Consider the following 18,028-nt stretch of genomic DNA (forward strand, 5'->3'; position numbering starts at 1 on the left):
ATTTCTGCTTGATTTGAGATCGTTTGCGCCAACACGGTTGCGCCTTCAGGTTTTATCGATAATAAATCCTCGGCAACGCAAGCTGCAGGAAGTTTTATAGATAAAATGATCATCCCTCATTCCGGCTGGACCCGAAAGTCTGCGCAAGCTGTTCATGACCTCCCGTTGATGGACCTTCTGTTCCGGGCACAGACCGTGCACCGCGAGAACTTTGATCCGAACAAGATCCAGACCTCTAAGCTGCTGTCGATCAAAACCGGCGGGTGCGCCGAGGATTGCGCCTATTGCTCGCAATCGGCCCGCAACGGATCCACCCTGCCTGCATCGAAGCTGATCGAGGTTCAGCGTGTACTGGCCGAGGCCAAAAAGGCCCGCGACGGTGGCGCGACCCGGTTCTGCATGGGGGCCGCCTGGCGCGAGCCCAAGCCGCGCGATATGCCTGCCCTGATTGCCATGGTGGAAGGCGTCAAGGCGATGGGCATGGAAACCTGCATGACGCTGGGCATGCTGGATGACACCCAGGTGGTTCAGCTGCGCGATGCCGGGTTGGACTATTACAACCACAATATCGACACGTCCGAACGCTATTATTCCGAAGTGATCACCACCCGTACTTTCGCGGACCGGATCGACACGATGAACCGGGTGCAGGAAGCCGGAATCAAGGTCTGCTCGGGTGGTATTCTGGGTATGGGTGAACACACTGGCGACCGTATCGATATGTTGCTGACTTTGGCCAACATGACCCCGCCGCCGGATTCGGTGCCGATCAACATGCTGATGCCACAGGCTGATACCCCGCTGGCTGATGCGGAACCTGTTGATCCAATCGACTTTGTGCGGATCATCGCAACCGCTCGCATCCTGATGCCTAAAGCCTATGTTCGGTTGTCCGCCGGGCGCAGCGACATGAGCGACGAGATGCAGGCGATGTGCTTCTTCGCCGGAGCAAATTCCATCTTTGTCGGTGAAACTCTTTTGACGGCGGAAAACCCCGAAGAAGACACCGACTCGATCCTGTTTGCAAAACTTGGCCTTCAGGCCGAAACGGCTGAAGACCATAAGCGCACGGAAGCCGCCGAATGAAAGCAGTCGAACGACTGGAATCCATGCTGGGTGCGCTGGAAGCCCGGCACCGCCGCCGGGTTTTGATCCCGGCGCGCGGGCTGGATTTTGCGTCCAACGACTATTTGGGCTTGGCCGGGTCAAGCCTGTTGCAAGAGGCCGCGCAGGCGGCGCTGGCGCGCGGCGTGCCCGTCGGCTCGGGCGGCTCGCGACTGCTGCGGGGGAATCACCCAGAGCATGAGGCGCTGGAACACGAAGCAGCTGCGTTCTTTGGGGCCGAGGCTGCATTGTTCATGGGCGGGGGGTTTCAGGCCAATCAGGCAATCTTTTCCACCCTGCCGGCTGCCGGGGATCTGGTTTTGTATGACGAACTGGTTCACGCCAGCGCCCACGAGGGGATGCGCGCCAGCCGAGCGGATCTGCGCGCTTTCCGTCACAACGACGTCGCGGATGCGCGAAGCGTTCTGACCGAATGGCGATCCGCTGGTGGGCAGGGTCAGGTATGGATTGCTGTTGAAAGCGTCTATTCCATGGAGGGCGATCTGGCTCCGCTGGAAGATTTGTCATGTCTGGCGCGTGAAGCCCAAGCTGTTCTGATCGTGGATGAGGCGCACGCAACCGGCGTTTTCGGGGCAAATGGCAAAGGTCTGGCGCATGATCTGAACGCTGACCTTCTGACCCTGCACACCTGCGGCAAGGGGCTTGGAGTTTCCGGCGGGCTGATCTGTGGCCCGCGGGCGATGATCGATACCCTGATCAACCGCGCACGGCCCTTTATCTTTGCAACGGCGCCGTCCCCTCTGAATGCTGCGCTGGTACGGGCTGTCCTGTGTGAACTGGCCGGGAATGACGATTTGGTCACTGCTGCACGCAAACGTCTGCGCCATGCACATGAGGCGGCCCGTGAAACAGGGTTGCCTGACGCGGCCTTGAACAGCCAGATCATTCCCGTCGTTCTTGGGGACGAGGCCCGCACGATGGCGATGGCACAGGCTTTGCAACATCAGGGGTTCGACATTCGCGGCATTCGCCCGCCAACCGTTCCAAAAGGCACATCCCGTCTGCGCGTCTCGATCACCGGGAATGTCGGTCCCGAGGATATTTCCGCCCTGTTTGCAACCATCTCCAGCCATCAGTCGGAGGCCGCATGAGCGCTCTGGTCATTGTCGGAACCGACACCGGCGTCGGAAAAACAGTTTTTTCGGCTGGCCTGACAGCGGCCCTGAACGCCACTTACTGGAAGCCGGTTCAATCGGGGCTCGAGGATGCGACGGACACGGAAACCGTCTGCACCTTGTCCGGTGTGGACGTGTTGCCCGAGGCGTATCGCCTGAACATGCCTGCCTCACCCCATCTTTCTGCCGAGGATATGGGCATAGAGATCGATCTGTCCCGGCTCGCGCTGCCGCAGGTTGACGGGCCGCTGGTTGTGGAAGGGGCGGGGGGGCTGATGGTGCCTCTGAACCGCAAATCCTACTATCTGGATCTGATTGCCCAATGGCAGGCCCCGGTCGTTCTGGTCGCACGCACGGCGTTGGGAACGATCAACCACACCACGTTGTCCTTGATGGCGCTTCGAAGCGCTGGGTGCGAGGTGGTCGGCGTTGCCTTTGTCGGAGATCCGGAGCCCGACGTGGAACAAACCATCCTCGAAATGAGCAAGGTGCGACACCTCGGACGTCTGCCTTATCTTGGCGACCTGACGCAGCAAAGCTTGTTAGAAGCTTTCTCGTCCATAGACGTGGCGACCATACGGAGGTTTCTGTGACCCCGCTTGAGTTTGACGCCCACCACCTTTGGCATCCCTATACCAACGTGGCCGATCCCGGTGCGATGCATCTTATCGACCGGGCCGAGGGCGTGTATCTTTATCGGGAGGACGGCGCAAAGATGATAGACGCCATGTCGTCATGGTGGTGCGCCATCCACGGCCACAAGCATCCCGAAATCACATCCGCCATGCAATCACAGCTGGAAAAGATGCCTCATGTGATGTTCGGAGGGCTGACACACCATCCGGCCATTGATCTGGGGCGCAGGATGGTCGACATGTTGCCCGAGGGGCTGGATCGCATTTTCTATTGCGACAGTGGGTCTGTTTCGGTCGAAGTGTCGATGAAGATGGCGGTGCAGTATCAAATGGCTCATGGCCGCACCCGCAAATTCGAATTTGCCACAATTCGGGGCGGCTATCACGGTGACACGTGGAAAGCGATGAGCGTCTGTGACCCTGTGACGGGTATGCACGGGCTGTTCCGAGGGGCTTTGTCGATCCAGCACTTCCTGCCGCGTCCCCAGGTTCGGTTGGGGGATGACTGGCCCGAAGACCCGGCGTTGAACGGATTGGAGGCGCTGGAACGACTGTTGGCCGACAAGGGCGATCACCTCGCGGCCCTGATCCTTGAGCCCATGGTTCAAGGCGCCGGGGGCATGTATTTCTATCATCCCCAATGGCTGCGCGCGGCACGCGCCATGTGCGATGCTCATGACGTGCTGATCATTTTTGACGAGATCGCAACCGGATTTGGCCGAACCGGCAAGCTGTTCGCCACCGATCATGCGGGCATAACCCCGGATATAATGTGTCTGGGCAAGGCATTGACCGGGGGGCATATCTCGTTTGCTGCTACCGTGACCAGCAAGCAGGTGGCGTATGGCATTGGCAATAGTGAGGCCGGAGTGTTCATGCACGGCCCGACCTATATGGCCAACCCTCTGGCCTGTGCCGCTGGTTCGGCCAGCCTCAGACTGCTGGCCGAGGGGGACTGGCAGCGCCAGGTGGCCGATATCGAAGACCAGATGCGGACCGAACTGGAGCCAGCGCGCAGTTTGCCGGGCGTTGCAGATGTCAGGGTTCTTGGCGCTATTGGCGTTATCGAAATGAAGGAAACGGTTGATCCTTCGGTTGCTCATCGGCTGGCCCCTGAAACCGGAGTGTGGCTGCGCCCCTTTGCGCGAAACATCTATTGTATGCCGCCTTACATTGTTTCACCTGATGAGCTCGGCCGGATCACCAGCGCGATGGTCGCTTTGGCCGGGGGGCAGCAATGAAACACCAGTGGCTGGCGCAATCGGATGACAGCAAGCTGACACTGGTCTTCGGGGGGTGGGCGCTGGGTGCTGCCCCGTTCCGCGGGCTGACCGGAGGCGGATCTGTTCTGCTGGTGGATGACTATACCCGGTTCGATGATCCCTTGCCCGATCTGGCCGGGTTTGACCGCGTCGAAATGCTTGCGTTTTCCTTCGGTGTCGCATCCGCGGCCCATTGGCTGGCCAGCACAGTGTTTCGCCCTGACCGGCTGGTTGCTGTCAGTGGTACGTTGCATCCTGCCTGCGCAGACCGGGGCATCGCGCCCGATATTGTCCGGGCCACGGCGGATCAGCTGTCATCGGCAAGTTTCGTCAAATTTTGCCGACGCGCCGGACTGTCTGCTGACATACCTGAACTGGACATCGAGCAGGCAAGAAAGGAACTTCATGCGGTCATCGAACGTGGCTCGGCGCCTGATCCCGGCTTTGATCGGGTTTGGATATCAGAGCGGGACCGGATCATTCCGACCAATGCTCAGAGGGCGGCCTGGGCCGCAACCCCGGATGTGGTCAAGGGCGTTGCCGCTCCGCACGTGCCATTTGAACCGGGCCAAAGCTGGGCGGAGTGGATGTCATGACGGCGCAATTGGCCGACAAGGTTCAGCGAAGCTTCAGCCGAAGCTTTCAGACTTACAACGATACAGCCAGCCAGCAGGCCTGGGTTGCCCGCAAGCTGGTTTCCGAGATGCGTCGGGTTGGCGCGCCGAACCGGTTTGATGTGGCGTTCGAGCTGGGATGCGGCACTGGCCATCTGACCCGGTTGCTGCGGCAGAACTTTGACCTTCCTGATCTTCACCTGAACGATATAGCGCCGCAGGCTCGGGCGACGGCAGATGCGGAAAATGCGGCTTTCATTGACGGAGACGTCCGCCTGGTCGAATGGCCCGCAAAGCTGGATTTGGTCGCATCGGCCTCGATGATCCAATGGATGGAGGATCCGGCCGGTTTGCTGCAACAGGTTGCCGAAGCGCTTGAACCCGGAGGGTGGTTGGCCATTTCCGGGTTTGGCCCATTGCAATATCAAGAGCTTGCGCAAATCGGATCGACAGCCCGTGCACCGGGCCTATGCCTGCCTGACGCCCTTGCAACCGCTATAGATGGGCCGTTCAAGATTCTGACGGTTGGCCAAAGCGTTCGGCCATCCTATTTTGACACGCCCAGAGATGTGCTGAAACATTTACGCAGTACAGGAGTAAATGGCCGGGCTCAGGGTGCATGGACCCGGTCCACCTTGGCCCGGTTCGAAGCTGACTACGTTCAGAAGTTCGGAACTGACGGCAGGGTTCCTCTGACTTACCACCCGGTGTGGGTCATTGCCGAAAAGCGTTAGGCGCTTATTCGGCGACGACAAGGTCGATTTCATTCGCCGACAGCATCTGGCAGATATCCTCGGGCGGGGTCACATCTGTAAAGAACAGATTGATCTTGTCGGCAGGTTCCAATGTGACCGGCGCGCGCTTTCCCAGCTTTTCGCCATCGGCCACGACAATGCGGACCTGTGCGTTTTGAATGGCGACGCGGGCCAAGTTTGCTTCTTGCAGGTCGTGCAGCATAAAGCCCGGGTCCGCGTTGACCGCCCCGACTGAAAGAACGGCGAAACGGACGTTCAAACGTTTGATCAGGTCCTGAGCTTCAACGCCGAATGCGCCCCCATCGTGCGACCGCAGCTCGCCACCAGCCATGAACACCCGGTTGTTGTTTCGTGAAGCCAATGCCTGAGCGACAAAAACCGAGTTCGTCACGACAAAGAGATCGCTGTGGTTGCAAAGCGCCTGCGCCACATAAGCGGTAGTAGAGCCGATATCGAGGAAAACGGAGTCGCCGTTACTAATGACCTCGGCAACCGCCTTCGCCAGCTTCTCTTTCGCGTCAACCTTCTTGTCCAGGCGGCTTTGCAGCGACGGTTCCAGAATGTCTTCGAGAAGATGAACCCCGCCATGGACCTTGCGCACGATGCCGCGCTCTTCCAGATTGCGGACGTTTCGCCGAATGGTTTCCAGGCTGACCCCAAGTTCATTCGCCAGAACGCTTACGCGGCACGAACCGCCCGCGCGAAAAAGGGCGCGCAGGATTTCTTCTTCTCGTTGGTTTGTGGTCGGCAGGTTCATGTTTCGCGCTCTGATGGCATCGTCATAAGGGACGTTCAGCCATACCACAATACCCACATAAAGCAACGCTGCACGAGAGAAAGGCTTTGAAAACTTGCCTTGATCAGGAAAAAATGTGGCGTTACGTGGTTTTTATTGACACAAAAGCCCACGATGTGGTCGTCTGTACTCAATACCACCGATTCATCGAAAAAATCACGACAGGGAGAAGGTGTTATGAATTGTAAAATGGGAATTTCCGCGCTGGCCCTCATGGCCGCCGGAGCCGCAACAACTGCCTGGGCTGTTGAGTCCACGGACCCAATCAAACTGACGCTGCACGACTGGTCGGGGCAGTTGATCAATACCAAGATCATGGGTTCGATCCTGGAAGAAGCCGGGTACAACGTTGAATATGTTCAGGCGGATTACATTGCTCAGTTCGCCGGTCTGAAAACCGGTGACCTGCATCTGGCAATGGAAATCTGGGAAACCACCGGGCGCGAAGCGCTGGACGAGGCAACCGGCACCGGCAAGGTCGTCAATGTCGGCGAAACCGGCCTGATGGCGATCGAAGAATGGTGGTATCCCAGCTACATGAAGGAACGGTGCCCGGGATTGCCGAATTGGGAGGCGCTGAAAGACTGCGCCGAGGAATTCGCGACGGCGGAAACTGCTCCGAACGGGCGTTATGTCGGCGGCCCGGTGACCTGGGGTGGCTTCGATGACGAGCGTGTCGAAGCGCTTGAACTGGATTTCGAAGTCGTCCATGCGGGCACCGACGCGGCCCTGTTTGCAGAATTGGAATCCGCTTATCAAAGACAGGATCCAATTGTTCTGTGGGTCTACGTCCCACATTGGGCGCCGGCGAAATACGAAGGCGAGTTCGTCGAGTTCCCGCCATTTACGCCAGAGTGTTACAGCGACCCTTCTGTCGGTGTGAACCCGAACATGGCCTATGATTGCGGCAAACCGCGTGGCCCGATCTGGAAAGCAGCCTGGTCTGGCCTGCAAGAAAAATGGCCGGGCGCTTATGACATCATCGAAGCCTACAAAATCAACAATGATGAAATGAGCGCCATGGTTGGCAAGGCCGATCTGGACGGCGTGGAAATCGACAGCGTTGTTGCAGAGTGGATGGAGACCAACAAAGACCGCTGGTCTGGCTGGATCTCGAAGTAATCCACTGGCCAGAGCGGGCCTGTCGCTCTCTCGGACCGCTCTGGCCTTTTTCGCGAATGAACCGGACCACCCTGATGCCCCCCAAGACCAAACTGTCGTGCCGAAACGTCTGGAAGCTTTATGGCCCCAACGCAGATCGGTTGCTGCGGACAACCCCCGAACCTACGGCAGAAGAAATTCGCAAGGCAGGCGTGATCGGCGCAGTGCGCAACGCAAATATCGAGATCTCGGAAGGTGAGATTTTCGTCATCATGGGCCTGTCGGGGTCAGGCAAATCCACTCTGGTTCGGTGCTTGTCCCGGTTGATCGAACCAACCGCCGGTGAAGTTCTGTTCGACGGTGCTGACCTCTTGCGCGCCAGCGAGAATGAGCTGATCGAAATCCGGCGTCACAAGATGGGCATGGTGTTCCAGCATTTCGCGTTGCTGCCGCATCTGACCGTTTTGCAGAATGTGATGTTTCCGTTGACGATTCAGGCCACACCCAAACCCGAAGCCGACGCCAAGGCCCGCGAGGTGGTGGAACTGGTCGGTTTGAAGGGGCGCGAGGATTATTACCCGCGTGAGCTGTCCGGCGGCCAGCAACAGCGCGTCGGCATTGCCCGTTCCTTGGTGACCGAGCCTGATCTATGGTTTCTGGACGAGCCGTTCTCGGCCCTCGATCCGCTGATCCGGCGCGAGATGCAGGATGAATTCCTGCGGTTGCAGGAGCGGTTGCACAAGACCATCGTTTTCATCACCCATGATTTCGAAGAGGCCGTTCGCCTGGCCGACCGCATCGCCATCATGAAGGACGGAGAGGTGATCCAGATCGCCACGCCGGAAGAGCTGGTGATGCACCCGGCCACCGACTATGTGGCTGAATTCACCAAACATATCCCCCGTTCAAAGGTCCTGACCGTCGGCGGTGTCATGGCCCCCGGCGCTGTGGGCGAGGGCAATCCGATCTCTCAATCCACGCGCATCTCGGACGTGGCGGAACGGATTATCGCGGCAGATGCGCCGATCGCCGTCGTGGATGCAGAGGGCCAACCCGTCGGAGCGATTGACCGCAAGGCCGTTGCGCATGTGCTGTTCGGCGGCGGAGACACGGCATGATCCGCCTGACCCGCAGCCAGATGGCCATTCTGCTGCTTGTTCTGGTCACCATCGTGCTTGGCTATTTCGGCCGTGATTTGAGCAAGGCGCTGGATGCGCGCTGGTTGACCAAGTTCCCTTCGGCCTGGGTGATCCCGTTCAAAACCTACATTTCCTCGGCGATGACATGGCTGATCGAGGATGCCGCCATCGGGCCGGTGTCCTTCACCGATGTCACCCGCGCCATCGCGTGGTTGATCGAGCAGCCCTACAATCTGGTATTGGCCCTGCTGGCCGACGGCTTTGTCAGCGGTCAGGGAAATGACGCGCAGGTCATCCTGCCTGCGATCAGCTGGATCGTGGTCATCACCGCCGTTGTCGCCTTAGGTCAATATTGCCGTGACTGGGGATTGGCCGCTCTGGTCGGGGCCTGCTTCGTCTATCTTGCAGTTTTCGGACAATGGGACAGCGCCATGGTGACGCTGGCCTCGGTCCTGATCGCGGTGCCGATTGGAGCGGGCGGCGGGTTGCTGTTGGGCATTCTCGCCTATCGCCATCCGCTTTTTGAAAAGATCATCTCACCAATACTGGACCTGATGCAGACGATCCCGATCTTTGCCTATCTGGTGCCGATCCTGTTCATGTTTGGCTTTGGCCCGATCTCTGCCTTGGTCGCGACGATCATCTATGCGACCCCGCCGATGGTGCGGATCACAACGCTGGCGCTGAAAGGTGTGGATCCTGAGATTCTGGATTTCGGACGCATGGCGGGCACGACCCGGCGGCAGTTGATGTGGCGTGTGCTTGTGCCCTCGGCCAGCCACAGCCTGATGGTGGGCGTCAATCAGGTGATCATGCTGACCCTGAACATGGTCATCATCGCCTCGATGATCGGGGCTGGGGGGCTGGGCTTTGACGTCCTCGCCGCGCTCCGCCGTCTGGACATTGGGGCAGGGTTCGAAGCCGGCATCGCCATCGTGGTACTGGCCATCGCCGTCGACCGTCTGAGCCAGGCCTTTGCCGAACGGATGGGGCAGGTGCATCATGAGGTCCCCGGTTCGTGGATCGCGCGTCATCGCCGGACGGTTCTGGTTGTGGTCCTGATGCTGCTGACCTGGGTGCTGGGACAGTTCTCGCCTCTGTTGCTGGAATATCCTGAAAGCCAGACCATTACCACCGGCGCGTTCTGGGACAACACGGTCGAATACCTGAACGTCAACTATTTCGACACGTTCGAGGCCATCAAGGTTTTCTTCCTGACCTGGTTCATGATCCCGATCAAAACTGTTCTGCTGGGCATCCCGTGGCCATGGGCCATCGCGATGCTGGCCCTGCTGGGCTGGCACGCAGGCGGTTGGCGGATAGCGTTGCTGTGTGGGGGAATGGCCTCGCTGATACTTGTCTCGGGCCTGTGGTCAAAGGCGATGGTGACAGTGTATCTGTGCGGCGCATCTGTTATTCTGGCGACGCTGATCGGGGTGCCTCTGGGTGTTCTGGCGGCGCTGAACAAACGCGCTGGAACGGCCATCAACCTGCTGATCGACACACTGCAAACCCTGCCCAGCTTTGTTTATCTGATCCCTGTCGTCATGCTGTTCCGGGTCGGCGATTTCACCGCCCTGATTGCCATCGTTCTCTATGCGCTGGCCCCGGCGGTCCGTTATGCCGCCCATGGTGTGCGCTCGGTAAGTGAGGAACTGATCGAGGCGGGTCTGGTTTCGGGCTGCACCCGCAAACAACTGCTGCGCCATATCCGCCTGCCGATGGCGTTGCCTGAAATCCTGCTGGGCGTCAATCAGACGATCATGCTGGCGCTGTCGATGCTGGTGATCACCGCCCTCGTCGGCACCCGCGATCTGGGGCAGGAGGTCTATATCGCCCTGACCAAGGCCGATACCGGCCGCGGTCTGGTGGCCGGCCTGTCGATTGCCTTCATCGCCATCATCGCTGATCGGTTGATCAATGCCAGTGCCCGCCAGGCCCGCATCCGCTTTGGACTGGAGAGTTGAAATGAGCCATCCCGACCTGATGACCCGCATCCGCGCTCTGCCGATCTGGCAGGGAGAGATCGAGGCCACTCCGTTGACCGGTGGCATCACCAATGTGAACTACAAGGTTACGGATGGCAGCGGGTCTTATGTGGTGCGTGTGGGCGATGACATCCCCCTGCACCAGGTGATGCGGTTCAATGAGCTGGCCGCCAGCAAAGCTGCCAATGCGGCGGGTCTGTCGCCTGCCGTGCTGCATTCCTCGGGCGATTTGACAGTGCTGGAATTCATCGAAAGCCGCACATTGACGGAAGAAGATGTACGCCACCCGAACATGCTGCCCCGAGTTCTGGAATTGGTGAAGGCCTGTCATGTCGAAGTGCCGAAACACCTGCGCGGGCCGTCGCTGGTATTCTGGGTGTTCCATGTCATCCGGGACTATGCCGCAACGCTAACCGAGAATGACAGCGCCCATGCAAAGCTGATCCCCGATCTGATAGACGCAGGCACGCTGCTGGAACGTGAGGCAAGGCCGTATGACATCGTCTTCGGCCATAACGACCTGCTCTGCGGCAATTTTCTGGACGACGGCAACCGCCTTTGGCTGATCGATTTCGACTATGCCGGGTTCAATTCTCCGCTGTTCGATCTGGGCGGGCTGGCGTCGAACAATGGCCTGTCGTCTGAACAGGAAGACTGGGTGTTGGAGAGCTATTTTGAAGCCCCGGTCACCGACGATCTGCGCCACCGCTATGCGGCGATGAAATGTGCCTCGCTGCTGCGGGAAACCATGTGGAGCATGGTGTCCGAGATCACCTCGGATATCGACTTTGATTACGCAGCCTACACAGCTGAAAACCTGGCGCGGTTCCGCGCGGCCCTTACCGATTTCAAAAATACCTGAGGACAGACATGACCGACCTTCCGACAACAGCCAAAGCCGTCATTATCGGTGGCGGGATCATCGGCTGCTCGACCGCGTATCACCTGGCCAAGCTGGGCTGGACGGATACGGTGCTGCTGGAGCGCAAGAAACTGACCTCGGGCACCACGTTTCACGCAGCGGGTCTGGTGGGGCAGTTGCGTTCGAACGCCAATATCACGCAATTGCTGGGTTATTCCGTCGATCTGTACAACAAGATCGAAGAGGAAACAGGGCTTGGCACTGGCTGGAAGATGAACGGCGGCTTGCGTCTGGCCTGCAACGAAGAGCGCTGGACCGAAGTGAAACGCCAGGCCACTACGGCGCATTCCTTTGGTCTGGACATGCAGCTTCTGACCCCATCCGAGGCGCAGGAGCTGTGGCCCTTGATGGATGTCTCTGACGTGATCGGCGCGGCTTACCTGCCGACTGACGGTCAGGCGAACCCGTCAGATATCACGCAGGCATTGGCCAAGGGCGCCCGCATGGCCGGGGCGAAGATATTCGAAGATACCAAAGTCACCGATATCGAGATCGAAGATGGCAAAATTCGCGCGGTGATTACTGAACATGGTCGGATCGAGTGTGAAAAGGTGATCTGCTGCGCCGGGCAATGGTCCCGCACCTTTGCCAGCCGCTTTGGCGTCAACGTTCCTCTGGTTCCGATGGAGCACCAGTACATGGTGACTGAACCTTTCGACGTGCCCGGCAATCTGCCCACTCTGCGCGATCCCGACCGGCTGACCTACTACAAGGAAGAAGTCGGAGGTCTGGTCATGGGCGGCTATGAGCCGAACCCGATCCCCTGGGCCTCCAAGGGTATTCCGCAAGGCTTCCACTATACCCTTCTTGACAGCAACTTCGATCATTTCGAACAGCTTATGGAACTTGCGCTGGGTCGCGTGCCCGCGTTGGAGAACGCTGGCGTCAAGACGCTGACCAACGGGCCGGAAAGCTTCACGCCCGACGGCAATTTCATCATCGGCGAAGCGCCCGAGTTGAGGAACTTCTTCGTCGGTGCTGGCTTCAATGCCTTTGGCATCGCGGCTGGCGGTGGTGCGGGCATGGCGCTGGCGGAATGGGTGCATAAGGGCGAGCCGCCCTTCGATTTGTGGTCTGCCGATATCCGTCGCTTTGGCCGCCCGCATTTCGACACCGACTGGGTTCGCACCCGTACTGTCGAGGCATATGGCAAACACTACACGATGGGTTGGCCGCATGAGGAACATGACTCGGGCCGCCCCTGCCGAAAATCGCCGCTTTATGACACGCTGAAAAAGCAGGGCGCGTGTTTTGGCGAGAAACTGGGCTGGGAACGCCCCAACTGGTACGCGGACGCGTCAAAGGGCGAGGTGCCCAAGGATGAATACAGCTTTGGCCGTCAGAACTGGTTCGATGCTGTCGGGCGGGAACATAAAGCAGCACGCGAAGCGGCTGTGCTGTTCGATCAGACCTCTTTCGCCAAATTCGCCGTCAAGGGTCCGGATGCTTTGGCGGCGATGAACTGGATCTGTGCCAATGATGTGGACAAGCCGGTTGGTGCGCTTGTCTATACCCAAATGCTGAACGACAAGGGCGGGATCGAGTGTGACCTGACTGTTGGGCGCGTAGCCCATGATGAGTTCTATATCGTCACCGGCACCGGCTATGCCACCCATGACTTCGACTGGATCAACCGCAGCATTCCAGAGGGCATGAATTGCCAGCTGTTCGATATCACCTCATCGAATGCGGTTCTGTCATTGATGGGGCCAAAATCGCGTGAGATTCTGGCGGCGGTGACGCGCGATGACGTCTCGAACAGCGGGTTCAAGTTTGGCACGATCCGCACCATCGGCATCGCCGGGTGCCCGGTTAAGGCGCTGCGCGTGACTTATGTGGGTGAACTGGGCTGGGAACTGCACCTGCCGGTGGAATATGCACAGACCGTGTATGACGCCTTGATGGAGGCAGGGCGCCCGCATGGATTGATCAATGCGGGCTACAGGGCGATTGAATCGCTGCGTCTTGAAAAAGGCTATCGCGCCTGGGGCTCGGATATCGGGCCGGATCATACGCCGTTCGAAAGCGGCTTGGGCTGGGCCGTGAAACTCCGGAAAAATATTGATTTCAAAGGGCGCGCCGCCTCTGAGGCGCAAAAAACCGGCGGCGTAAAGAAGATGCTGGCATGTTTCACGGTTGACCCCGAGGTTGTTCTTCTGGGGCGTGAAACGATCTATCGGAATGGCGAAAGGGTCGGATGGCTGACTTCGGGCGGCTATGGTTACACCGTCGAAAAGTCGATCGGCTACGGTTACATCCGAAACGCCAACGGTGTCGACGCACAATACGTCACATCAGGGACATATGAATTGGATGTCGCCACTCAGAGGGTTCCTTGCGAAGTGACGCTGCAACCGCTTTACGACCCGCAGATGAGCCGGGTGAAGACCTGACCCGAGAGTGCAAGAGCAGATCTACCGACACACGCACGGCAATCGGAACACATGGGGAAAGCGTGCAAACAGGGCAAATCCGCCCCGAGTGTCCGAATGTTCGTCGAATCTGACGGATTTCGATCCATAAGCCATTGATAAAGTTTCAGTATTGTCACACCTCATGCCCATCTGAAAACTGAACTGCAAGACTTCTCATTTAGCTTTCAGGGCGAACAACCTTTCATCCGTCAGAGATTGGATGACTTCAGCCGAAAGGACCGAAAATGGTAACCCCAGATGCGTTGACTGAACACGCGATGAAGATTGCTGATATTACCTCGGAGTCCGCGATGCGGTTTTTTCGGGGGTCTTTGGGCATTGAATTCAAACAGGATGAAAGCCCGGTGACGCAGGCCGACAAGGCAGTTGAGGCGGAAGTACGCACCTACCTGAAACAGCATTTTCCCGGACACGGCATCTTTGGCGAAGAGCACGGGCAAGAAGCAGGCGACGGGCGTCATATGTGGGTGATTGACCCCATTGACGGAACCCGTTCGTTTCTGTCCGGCCATCCTTTGTTCGGGTTCCTTTTGGCGCACCTTGTGGATGGGCGCCCTCGGTTGGGCCTGGTCGGAATGCCGGCCTTGCATGAGACCTATTTGGGTGTGGTTGGTGACGGGGCCAGCCTGAACGGGCAACCGATAGAGGTGTCGAACACCACGCGTCTGGATCAATCGGTTTTGTACGTGAATGAAGGCGACAAAATTTATCGCGATCATCCTGACCTGTTCAGTCGGCTGATGAATGCAGGGCAGACGCGCCGATTTGCCTATGATTGTTATCCCCATGCCTTGCTTGCTTCGGGCCATGTCGATGCTGTGGTGGATTACGATCTGCAACCTTATGACTATCTGGCGCTCTCACCTCTGATCACGGCTGCTGGTGGAGTGATGACCGATTGGCACGGGCATGCGTTAACCCTCGATTCAGATGGCGCGGTCGTTTCCGCCGCAACCCCTGAACTGCATGCTGAACTGCTTGACCTCATCAATGTCGAAAAATGACGGTGTTGCGCAACCTTGGAAAACTATCTCCCGCGATCAGATTTGAACAAATACAAAAAGACAAAAAGTGATCCTATCGACGTCGTGACGATTCCGACGGGCAACTCCTGCGGAGCCAGAAGAAGGCGTGACAAGATATCGGACAGTGTCAGCAGAATCGCGCCCACGATCGCCGAGACAATCAGCAGGTTTCGGTGCAGAGTTCCGGCGATGCCGCGTGCAATATGAGGCACCATCAGCCCGACAAAGCCGATGACACCGGCAACGGAAACGAAACTGGCCGTCGCCAACGCGGCAACGAAAAACATGCTGAACCGCAGACCTTGAACGGGAATACCCAGTGACGAGGCCGTGAAATCCCCGGTCAGCAGCGCGTCAAGCCACCGGCTGCGGTAAAGTGAATAGCTCAGGATCAGGCCCAATCCGATCAGGACAAGCGGGAATGTTTCCCATCTTGCCAATCCCAGGCCGCCAAGCATCCAGAATATCACCGAATGAGCCGCGCGATTGTCGCCAGAGAAAATCAGGTAGTTGGTGATTGCGGAAAACAGAAAGGACACCGCCAGGCCAGCCAGGATCAGTTTTTCGGGTGCGCTCGTACGCAAGCCCTGAACCAGCGCCAGAACAATGCCGGAGGCGATCAGACCACCGCAAAATGCCGCCAGCGGCAACGTCCAGATTCCCAGGACATCACCCGTGACGGTGATCACCAGAACGGCGCCGGCAGCAGCACCCGAGGACAGACCGAACAGAAACGGATCTGCCAGATCGTTTCGCGTCGTTGTTTGCAATACGACACCAACGACGCCCAGTCCTGCACCAATCACGGCGGCAAACAGGGCGCGGGGCAGGCGAAGGTCGAAGACGATCCGGTGCAAGGGCGACATGTCTCCTTCCACCAGACCGGTTCCGAGGCCGATGGCCGAAAAAACTTCGCGCACGGGGATTGGGGTGGTCCCGTAGACGATCGACAACAGCAAAAGGGCGGTCAGAACAACCGCCCCCAGCACTATCAAGCGGCCCAATTGGACCATATCAGTTGGTCTCCGGGTGCATCGCCTTCGCCATCTTCTCGATCGCTTCGATATTTGCCGGGCCGGGCGTCAGTTCCTCGTAACGCAGGCCAATCCAGCGCTCGTTCTTTACCGCGTCCGTTTGTGACATCACCGGATGATCCTTCAGGAACTGGAAAGTGTCCTCTGCGCCGTTGCCGGACTGATAGTCGAGCAGCACCAGAAATTCCGGGTTAGCCGCGGCGACGGCCTCCCACGACGTGCGACCCCAGCTGGTATCCAGATCATGCGTCACGTTCTTGCCACCTGCGGCTGTGATCATAGCATCGGGAATGGCGAACTTGCCGGCGGTGAACGGAGCATCGGCCGGTCCGTCCAACAGGAATACGCGGGGCTTTGCCAGATCGGCTGTTTTTGCTTCGATGGCGGACAATTTGTCTTTCCAGCCGGCGACCAGCGCCTCGGCCTTGTCTTCGACCTGCATGACCTTGCCCAGACGCAGAACGTCATCAAACAACAGGTTCATGCTGGCCTCGGGGCGATCTTTGTCCAGATGCACGCAGCTTTCGGTCAGGATCATGGTCTTGATACCAAAGGGTTCCAGCGTGTCGGGCGTGACGTCACCGCCGGGTTTCATACCATAGTACCAACCGGCAAAAAACAGATCGGGTTCGACGGCCACAAGGTTTTCAATCGTCGGGTATTTGGGGGCAAGCTCGGGGATGTCGCCGCGCTGAGCATCAAAATCAGGGCTGGTTTTATACCAACCCGTAATTCCGGTAAGACCCACGATCTTGTCCTGAAGGCCGAGCGCAAAGGCCATATCCGCCATGTTCATGTCATGCACGACCAGACGTTCCGGCGCCGAGTCAAAAACCAGCGGTTCACCGCAATTGTCCACGGTGACGGCTTCCGCTGCCGCGCCACCTGCCAAGCCAGCGAAAACAACCACCGGCCAAAGTTTCTGCATCATATTTAAGTTCCTGTTATTATGACAGTTTCCGTTTTCGGATATCCAGTGCGGGGATCATGCGGCCTTCGTGCTGAAAGCACAGGTAATCCACGCCGAATGTCTCGCGTACCCGGTCTGGGGTCAGAACTTTGCCAACAGGCCCGAACCCCGTTAGACGCGTGGCTTTCATCAACGCCACATGGGTGGCGAATTCCGGGATCATGACCAGATCATGGACGATCATGACGACCGTTACCCCCAGATCAGCGACCAGAGACAGCATGTGCCCCTTGGCATCGGGGTCCAGATGGTTGGTTGGCTCGTCCAGAAACAGTAAGGACGGGTTCTGGGCCAACGCGCGCGCGATATGTGCGCGCTGACGTTCTCCGCCGGACAGTTGACCCATCGTTTTGTTGGCAAAATGCGACAGCTCGGTCGTCGTCAGAACCCGTTCCAGATCAGCCTTGTGCTGAGCCGCCGAACGTTCGCCCTGAATCGGGATTTGCCCCAGCGCAACATAGTCTTGCAGGCGCATCCGCCCGTCAGGCATTTCCTGCTGCCCGACCACAGCAATAGAGCGGGCACGTTGGCGGGCGGACAGGGTCCGAAGGCTTTGGCCTTCTATCCAAACATCACCCAAGATAACCCGTTCGATCCCGCACAGCAGTTTCAGCAGAGTGGTCTTGCCGGCGCCGTTCGGCCCGGCGATTGCCAGAATTGATCCTTCTTCCAGACGAAAGGACACATCCTGCAACAGGATATCGCCATTAAGAGCATAGTACTCCAAATTCTCGGCAACCAGAAAACTCATGAAGCGCCACCGGACGGCAATGCGGGTATTCGCGACAAGGTCTTTGCGAAAAGGGCAGGGGGGCGGTCCGAGGCGCTGGTCCAGCCATCGTCACTGTCGCCGAACTGGGTCGCGAATTCGACCAAGGCGGACAGGTCGTGTGATGTCGTGATATCGCCAAACAGGTACTGCGCTTTGCCCGGGGCCTGAAATCCGACCGTCATGGCCCGTTCACAACCTGCCATGCAGGCCACCATTCGGGTTTCAAAACCGTCAGGCAACCGGGCATTCAGCTCGTCTTGCGCAGCCTCGGCAGACATCGCCCCCTGACATGTTGAACAGATCAGAACGTAGTGATCAGAATAGCAGGTCATAGCCATCT

The 18,028-nt window shown here is 58.4% G+C and carries 17 protein-coding genes; 12 read left to right on the forward strand and 5 right to left on the reverse strand.

What is annotated here, in order from left to right; genetic code table 11:
- The first annotated feature begins 105 nt into the window (after positions 1–105).
- From bioB to GS614_RS12065, 6 genes are read left to right on the forward strand one after another with little or no spacing between them, the layout of a single operon-like run.
- The gene (bioB, locus tag GS614_RS12040) at positions 106–1,086 is read left to right on the forward strand and encodes a biotin synthase BioB (protein ID WP_152460224.1); all 981 of its coding nucleotides are present in this window, start codon (positions 106–108) and stop codon (positions 1,084–1,086) included.
- Entirely contained in the window at positions 1,083–2,216 is a 1,134-nt protein-coding gene (locus GS614_RS12045; protein WP_171726403.1) for an 8-amino-7-oxononanoate synthase, read from the forward strand. The genes bioB and GS614_RS12045 overlap by 4 nt, the downstream gene beginning before the upstream one ends.
- Complete coding sequence (gene bioD / locus GS614_RS12050) at positions 2,213–2,833, forward strand: dethiobiotin synthase (protein ID WP_171726404.1); 621 nt, start codon at positions 2,213–2,215, stop codon at positions 2,831–2,833. Before GS614_RS12045 ends, bioD begins: the two co-directional genes overlap by 4 nt.
- Entirely contained in the window at positions 2,830–4,116 is a 1,287-nt protein-coding gene (bioA, locus tag GS614_RS12055) for an adenosylmethionine--8-amino-7-oxononanoate transaminase (protein ID WP_171205093.1), read from the forward strand. The genes bioD and bioA overlap by 4 nt, the downstream gene beginning before the upstream one ends.
- Positions 4,113–4,733, forward strand: coding sequence for a DUF452 family protein (locus tag GS614_RS12060; protein WP_171726405.1), 621 nt, complete (start codon positions 4,113–4,115; stop codon positions 4,731–4,733). The genes bioA and GS614_RS12060 overlap by 4 nt, the downstream gene beginning before the upstream one ends.
- Positions 4,730–5,485 (forward strand): methyltransferase, encoded by a 756-nt coding sequence (locus tag GS614_RS12065; RefSeq protein ID WP_171726406.1) that lies wholly within the window; start codon positions 4,730–4,732, stop codon positions 5,483–5,485. The genes GS614_RS12060 and GS614_RS12065 overlap by 4 nt, the downstream gene beginning before the upstream one ends.
- 4 nt (positions 5,486–5,489) lie before the next feature.
- Here the strand turns inward: GS614_RS12065 and GS614_RS12070 are convergent, their stop codons facing one another.
- On the reverse strand, positions 5,490–6,263 hold the full coding sequence (locus GS614_RS12070; protein WP_171726519.1) for a DeoR/GlpR family DNA-binding transcription regulator: 774 nt from the start codon (positions 6,261–6,263) through the stop codon (positions 5,490–5,492).
- Positions 6,264–6,479: 216 nt separating this feature from the next.
- On the opposite strand from GS614_RS12070, the gene GS614_RS12075 reads away from it, so the two are divergent.
- The 6 genes from GS614_RS12075 (at position 6,480) to GS614_RS12100 (ending at position 14,891) form a co-directional block, all read left to right on the forward strand.
- A complete protein-coding gene (locus tag GS614_RS12075; protein ID WP_171364311.1) occupies positions 6,480–7,424 on the forward strand; it encodes an ABC transporter substrate-binding protein in 945 nt (314 codons plus the stop codon).
- A gap of 74 nt (positions 7,425–7,498) precedes the next feature.
- A complete protein-coding gene (locus GS614_RS12080) occupies positions 7,499–8,521 on the forward strand; it encodes a glycine betaine/L-proline ABC transporter ATP-binding protein (protein WP_171726407.1) in 1,023 nt (340 codons plus the stop codon).
- Positions 8,518–10,509, forward strand: coding sequence for a proline/glycine betaine ABC transporter permease (locus tag GS614_RS12085; RefSeq protein ID WP_171726408.1), 1,992 nt, complete (start codon positions 8,518–8,520; stop codon positions 10,507–10,509). Before GS614_RS12080 ends, GS614_RS12085 begins: the two co-directional genes overlap by 4 nt.
- A gap of 1 nt (position 10,510) precedes the next feature.
- Positions 10,511–11,392, forward strand: a complete 882-nt coding sequence (locus tag GS614_RS12090; RefSeq protein WP_216601169.1) for a phosphotransferase — start codon at positions 10,511–10,513, stop codon at positions 11,390–11,392.
- An 8-nt stretch (positions 11,393–11,400) separates the two neighbouring features.
- Positions 11,401–13,845: an FAD-dependent oxidoreductase gene (locus tag GS614_RS12095; protein ID WP_171726409.1), complete on the forward strand. Its 2,445-nt coding sequence runs from the start codon at positions 11,401–11,403 to the stop codon at positions 13,843–13,845.
- A 266-nt stretch (positions 13,846–14,111) separates the two neighbouring features.
- A complete protein-coding gene (locus GS614_RS12100; protein WP_171726410.1) occupies positions 14,112–14,891 on the forward strand; it encodes an inositol monophosphatase family protein in 780 nt (259 codons plus the stop codon).
- A 23-nt stretch (positions 14,892–14,914) separates the two neighbouring features.
- Here the strand turns inward: GS614_RS12100 and GS614_RS12105 are convergent, their stop codons facing one another.
- From GS614_RS12105 to GS614_RS12120, 4 genes are read right to left on the reverse strand one after another with little or no spacing between them, the layout of a single operon-like run.
- Positions 14,915–15,925 (reverse strand): iron ABC transporter permease, encoded by a 1,011-nt coding sequence (locus GS614_RS12105; protein ID WP_171726411.1) that lies wholly within the window; start codon positions 15,923–15,925, stop codon positions 14,915–14,917.
- A gap of 1 nt (position 15,926) precedes the next feature.
- A complete protein-coding gene (locus GS614_RS12110) occupies positions 15,927–16,877 on the reverse strand; it encodes an ABC transporter substrate-binding protein (protein WP_253285357.1) in 951 nt (316 codons plus the stop codon).
- A gap of 16 nt (positions 16,878–16,893) precedes the next feature.
- On the reverse strand, positions 16,894–17,667 hold the full coding sequence (locus GS614_RS12115; protein WP_171726412.1) for an ABC transporter ATP-binding protein: 774 nt from the start codon (positions 17,665–17,667) through the stop codon (positions 16,894–16,896).
- A complete protein-coding gene (locus tag GS614_RS12120; protein ID WP_171119229.1) occupies positions 17,664–18,020 on the reverse strand; it encodes a DUF1636 domain-containing protein in 357 nt (118 codons plus the stop codon). The genes GS614_RS12115 and GS614_RS12120 overlap by 4 nt, the downstream gene beginning before the upstream one ends.
- Between the last annotated feature and the right edge of the window lie 8 nt (positions 18,021–18,028).

This window comes from Ruegeria sp. HKCCD6604, assembly GCF_013110635.1.
GTDB lineage: Bacteria > Pseudomonadota > Alphaproteobacteria > Rhodobacterales > Rhodobacteraceae > Ruegeria.

Bases quoted from the DNA above. Each gene is read 5' to 3' on its own strand.
- GS614_RS12100 (WP_171726410.1), top strand. From the start codon at position 14,112: ATGGTAACCCCAGATGCGTTGACTGAACACGCGATGAAGATTGCTGAT.
- GS614_RS12065 (WP_171726406.1), top strand. From the start codon at position 4,730: ATGACGGCGCAATTGGCCGACAAGGTTCAGCGAAGCTTCAGCCGAAGC.
- GS614_RS12075 (WP_171364311.1), top strand. From the start codon at position 6,480: ATGAATTGTAAAATGGGAATTTCCGCGCTGGCCCTCATGGCCGCCGGA.
- bioD (WP_171726404.1), top strand. From the start codon at position 2,213: ATGAGCGCTCTGGTCATTGTCGGAACCGACACCGGCGTCGGAAAAACA.
- GS614_RS12110 (WP_253285357.1), bottom strand. From the start codon at position 16,877: ATGATGCAGAAACTTTGGCCGGTGGTTGTTTTCGCTGGCTTGGCAGGT.
- GS614_RS12085 (WP_171726408.1), top strand. From the start codon at position 8,518: ATGATCCGCCTGACCCGCAGCCAGATGGCCATTCTGCTGCTTGTTCTG.
- GS614_RS12105 (WP_171726411.1), bottom strand. From the start codon at position 15,925: ATGGTCCAATTGGGCCGCTTGATAGTGCTGGGGGCGGTTGTTCTGACC.
- GS614_RS12095 (WP_171726409.1), top strand. From the start codon at position 11,401: ATGACCGACCTTCCGACAACAGCCAAAGCCGTCATTATCGGTGGCGGG.
- GS614_RS12070 (WP_171726519.1), bottom strand. From the start codon at position 6,263: ATGAACCTGCCGACCACAAACCAACGAGAAGAAGAAATCCTGCGCGCC.
- bioB (WP_152460224.1), top strand. From the start codon at position 106: ATGATCATCCCTCATTCCGGCTGGACCCGAAAGTCTGCGCAAGCTGTT.
- GS614_RS12090 (WP_216601169.1), top strand. From the start codon at position 10,511: ATGAGCCATCCCGACCTGATGACCCGCATCCGCGCTCTGCCGATCTGG.
- GS614_RS12120 (WP_171119229.1), bottom strand. From the start codon at position 18,020: ATGACCTGCTATTCTGATCACTACGTTCTGATCTGTTCAACATGTCAG.
- GS614_RS12060 (WP_171726405.1), top strand. From the start codon at position 4,113: ATGAAACACCAGTGGCTGGCGCAATCGGATGACAGCAAGCTGACACTG.
- GS614_RS12115 (WP_171726412.1), bottom strand. From the start codon at position 17,667: ATGAGTTTTCTGGTTGCCGAGAATTTGGAGTACTATGCTCTTAATGGC.
- GS614_RS12045 (WP_171726403.1), top strand. From the start codon at position 1,083: ATGAAAGCAGTCGAACGACTGGAATCCATGCTGGGTGCGCTGGAAGCC.
- GS614_RS12080 (WP_171726407.1), top strand. From the start codon at position 7,499: ATGCCCCCCAAGACCAAACTGTCGTGCCGAAACGTCTGGAAGCTTTAT.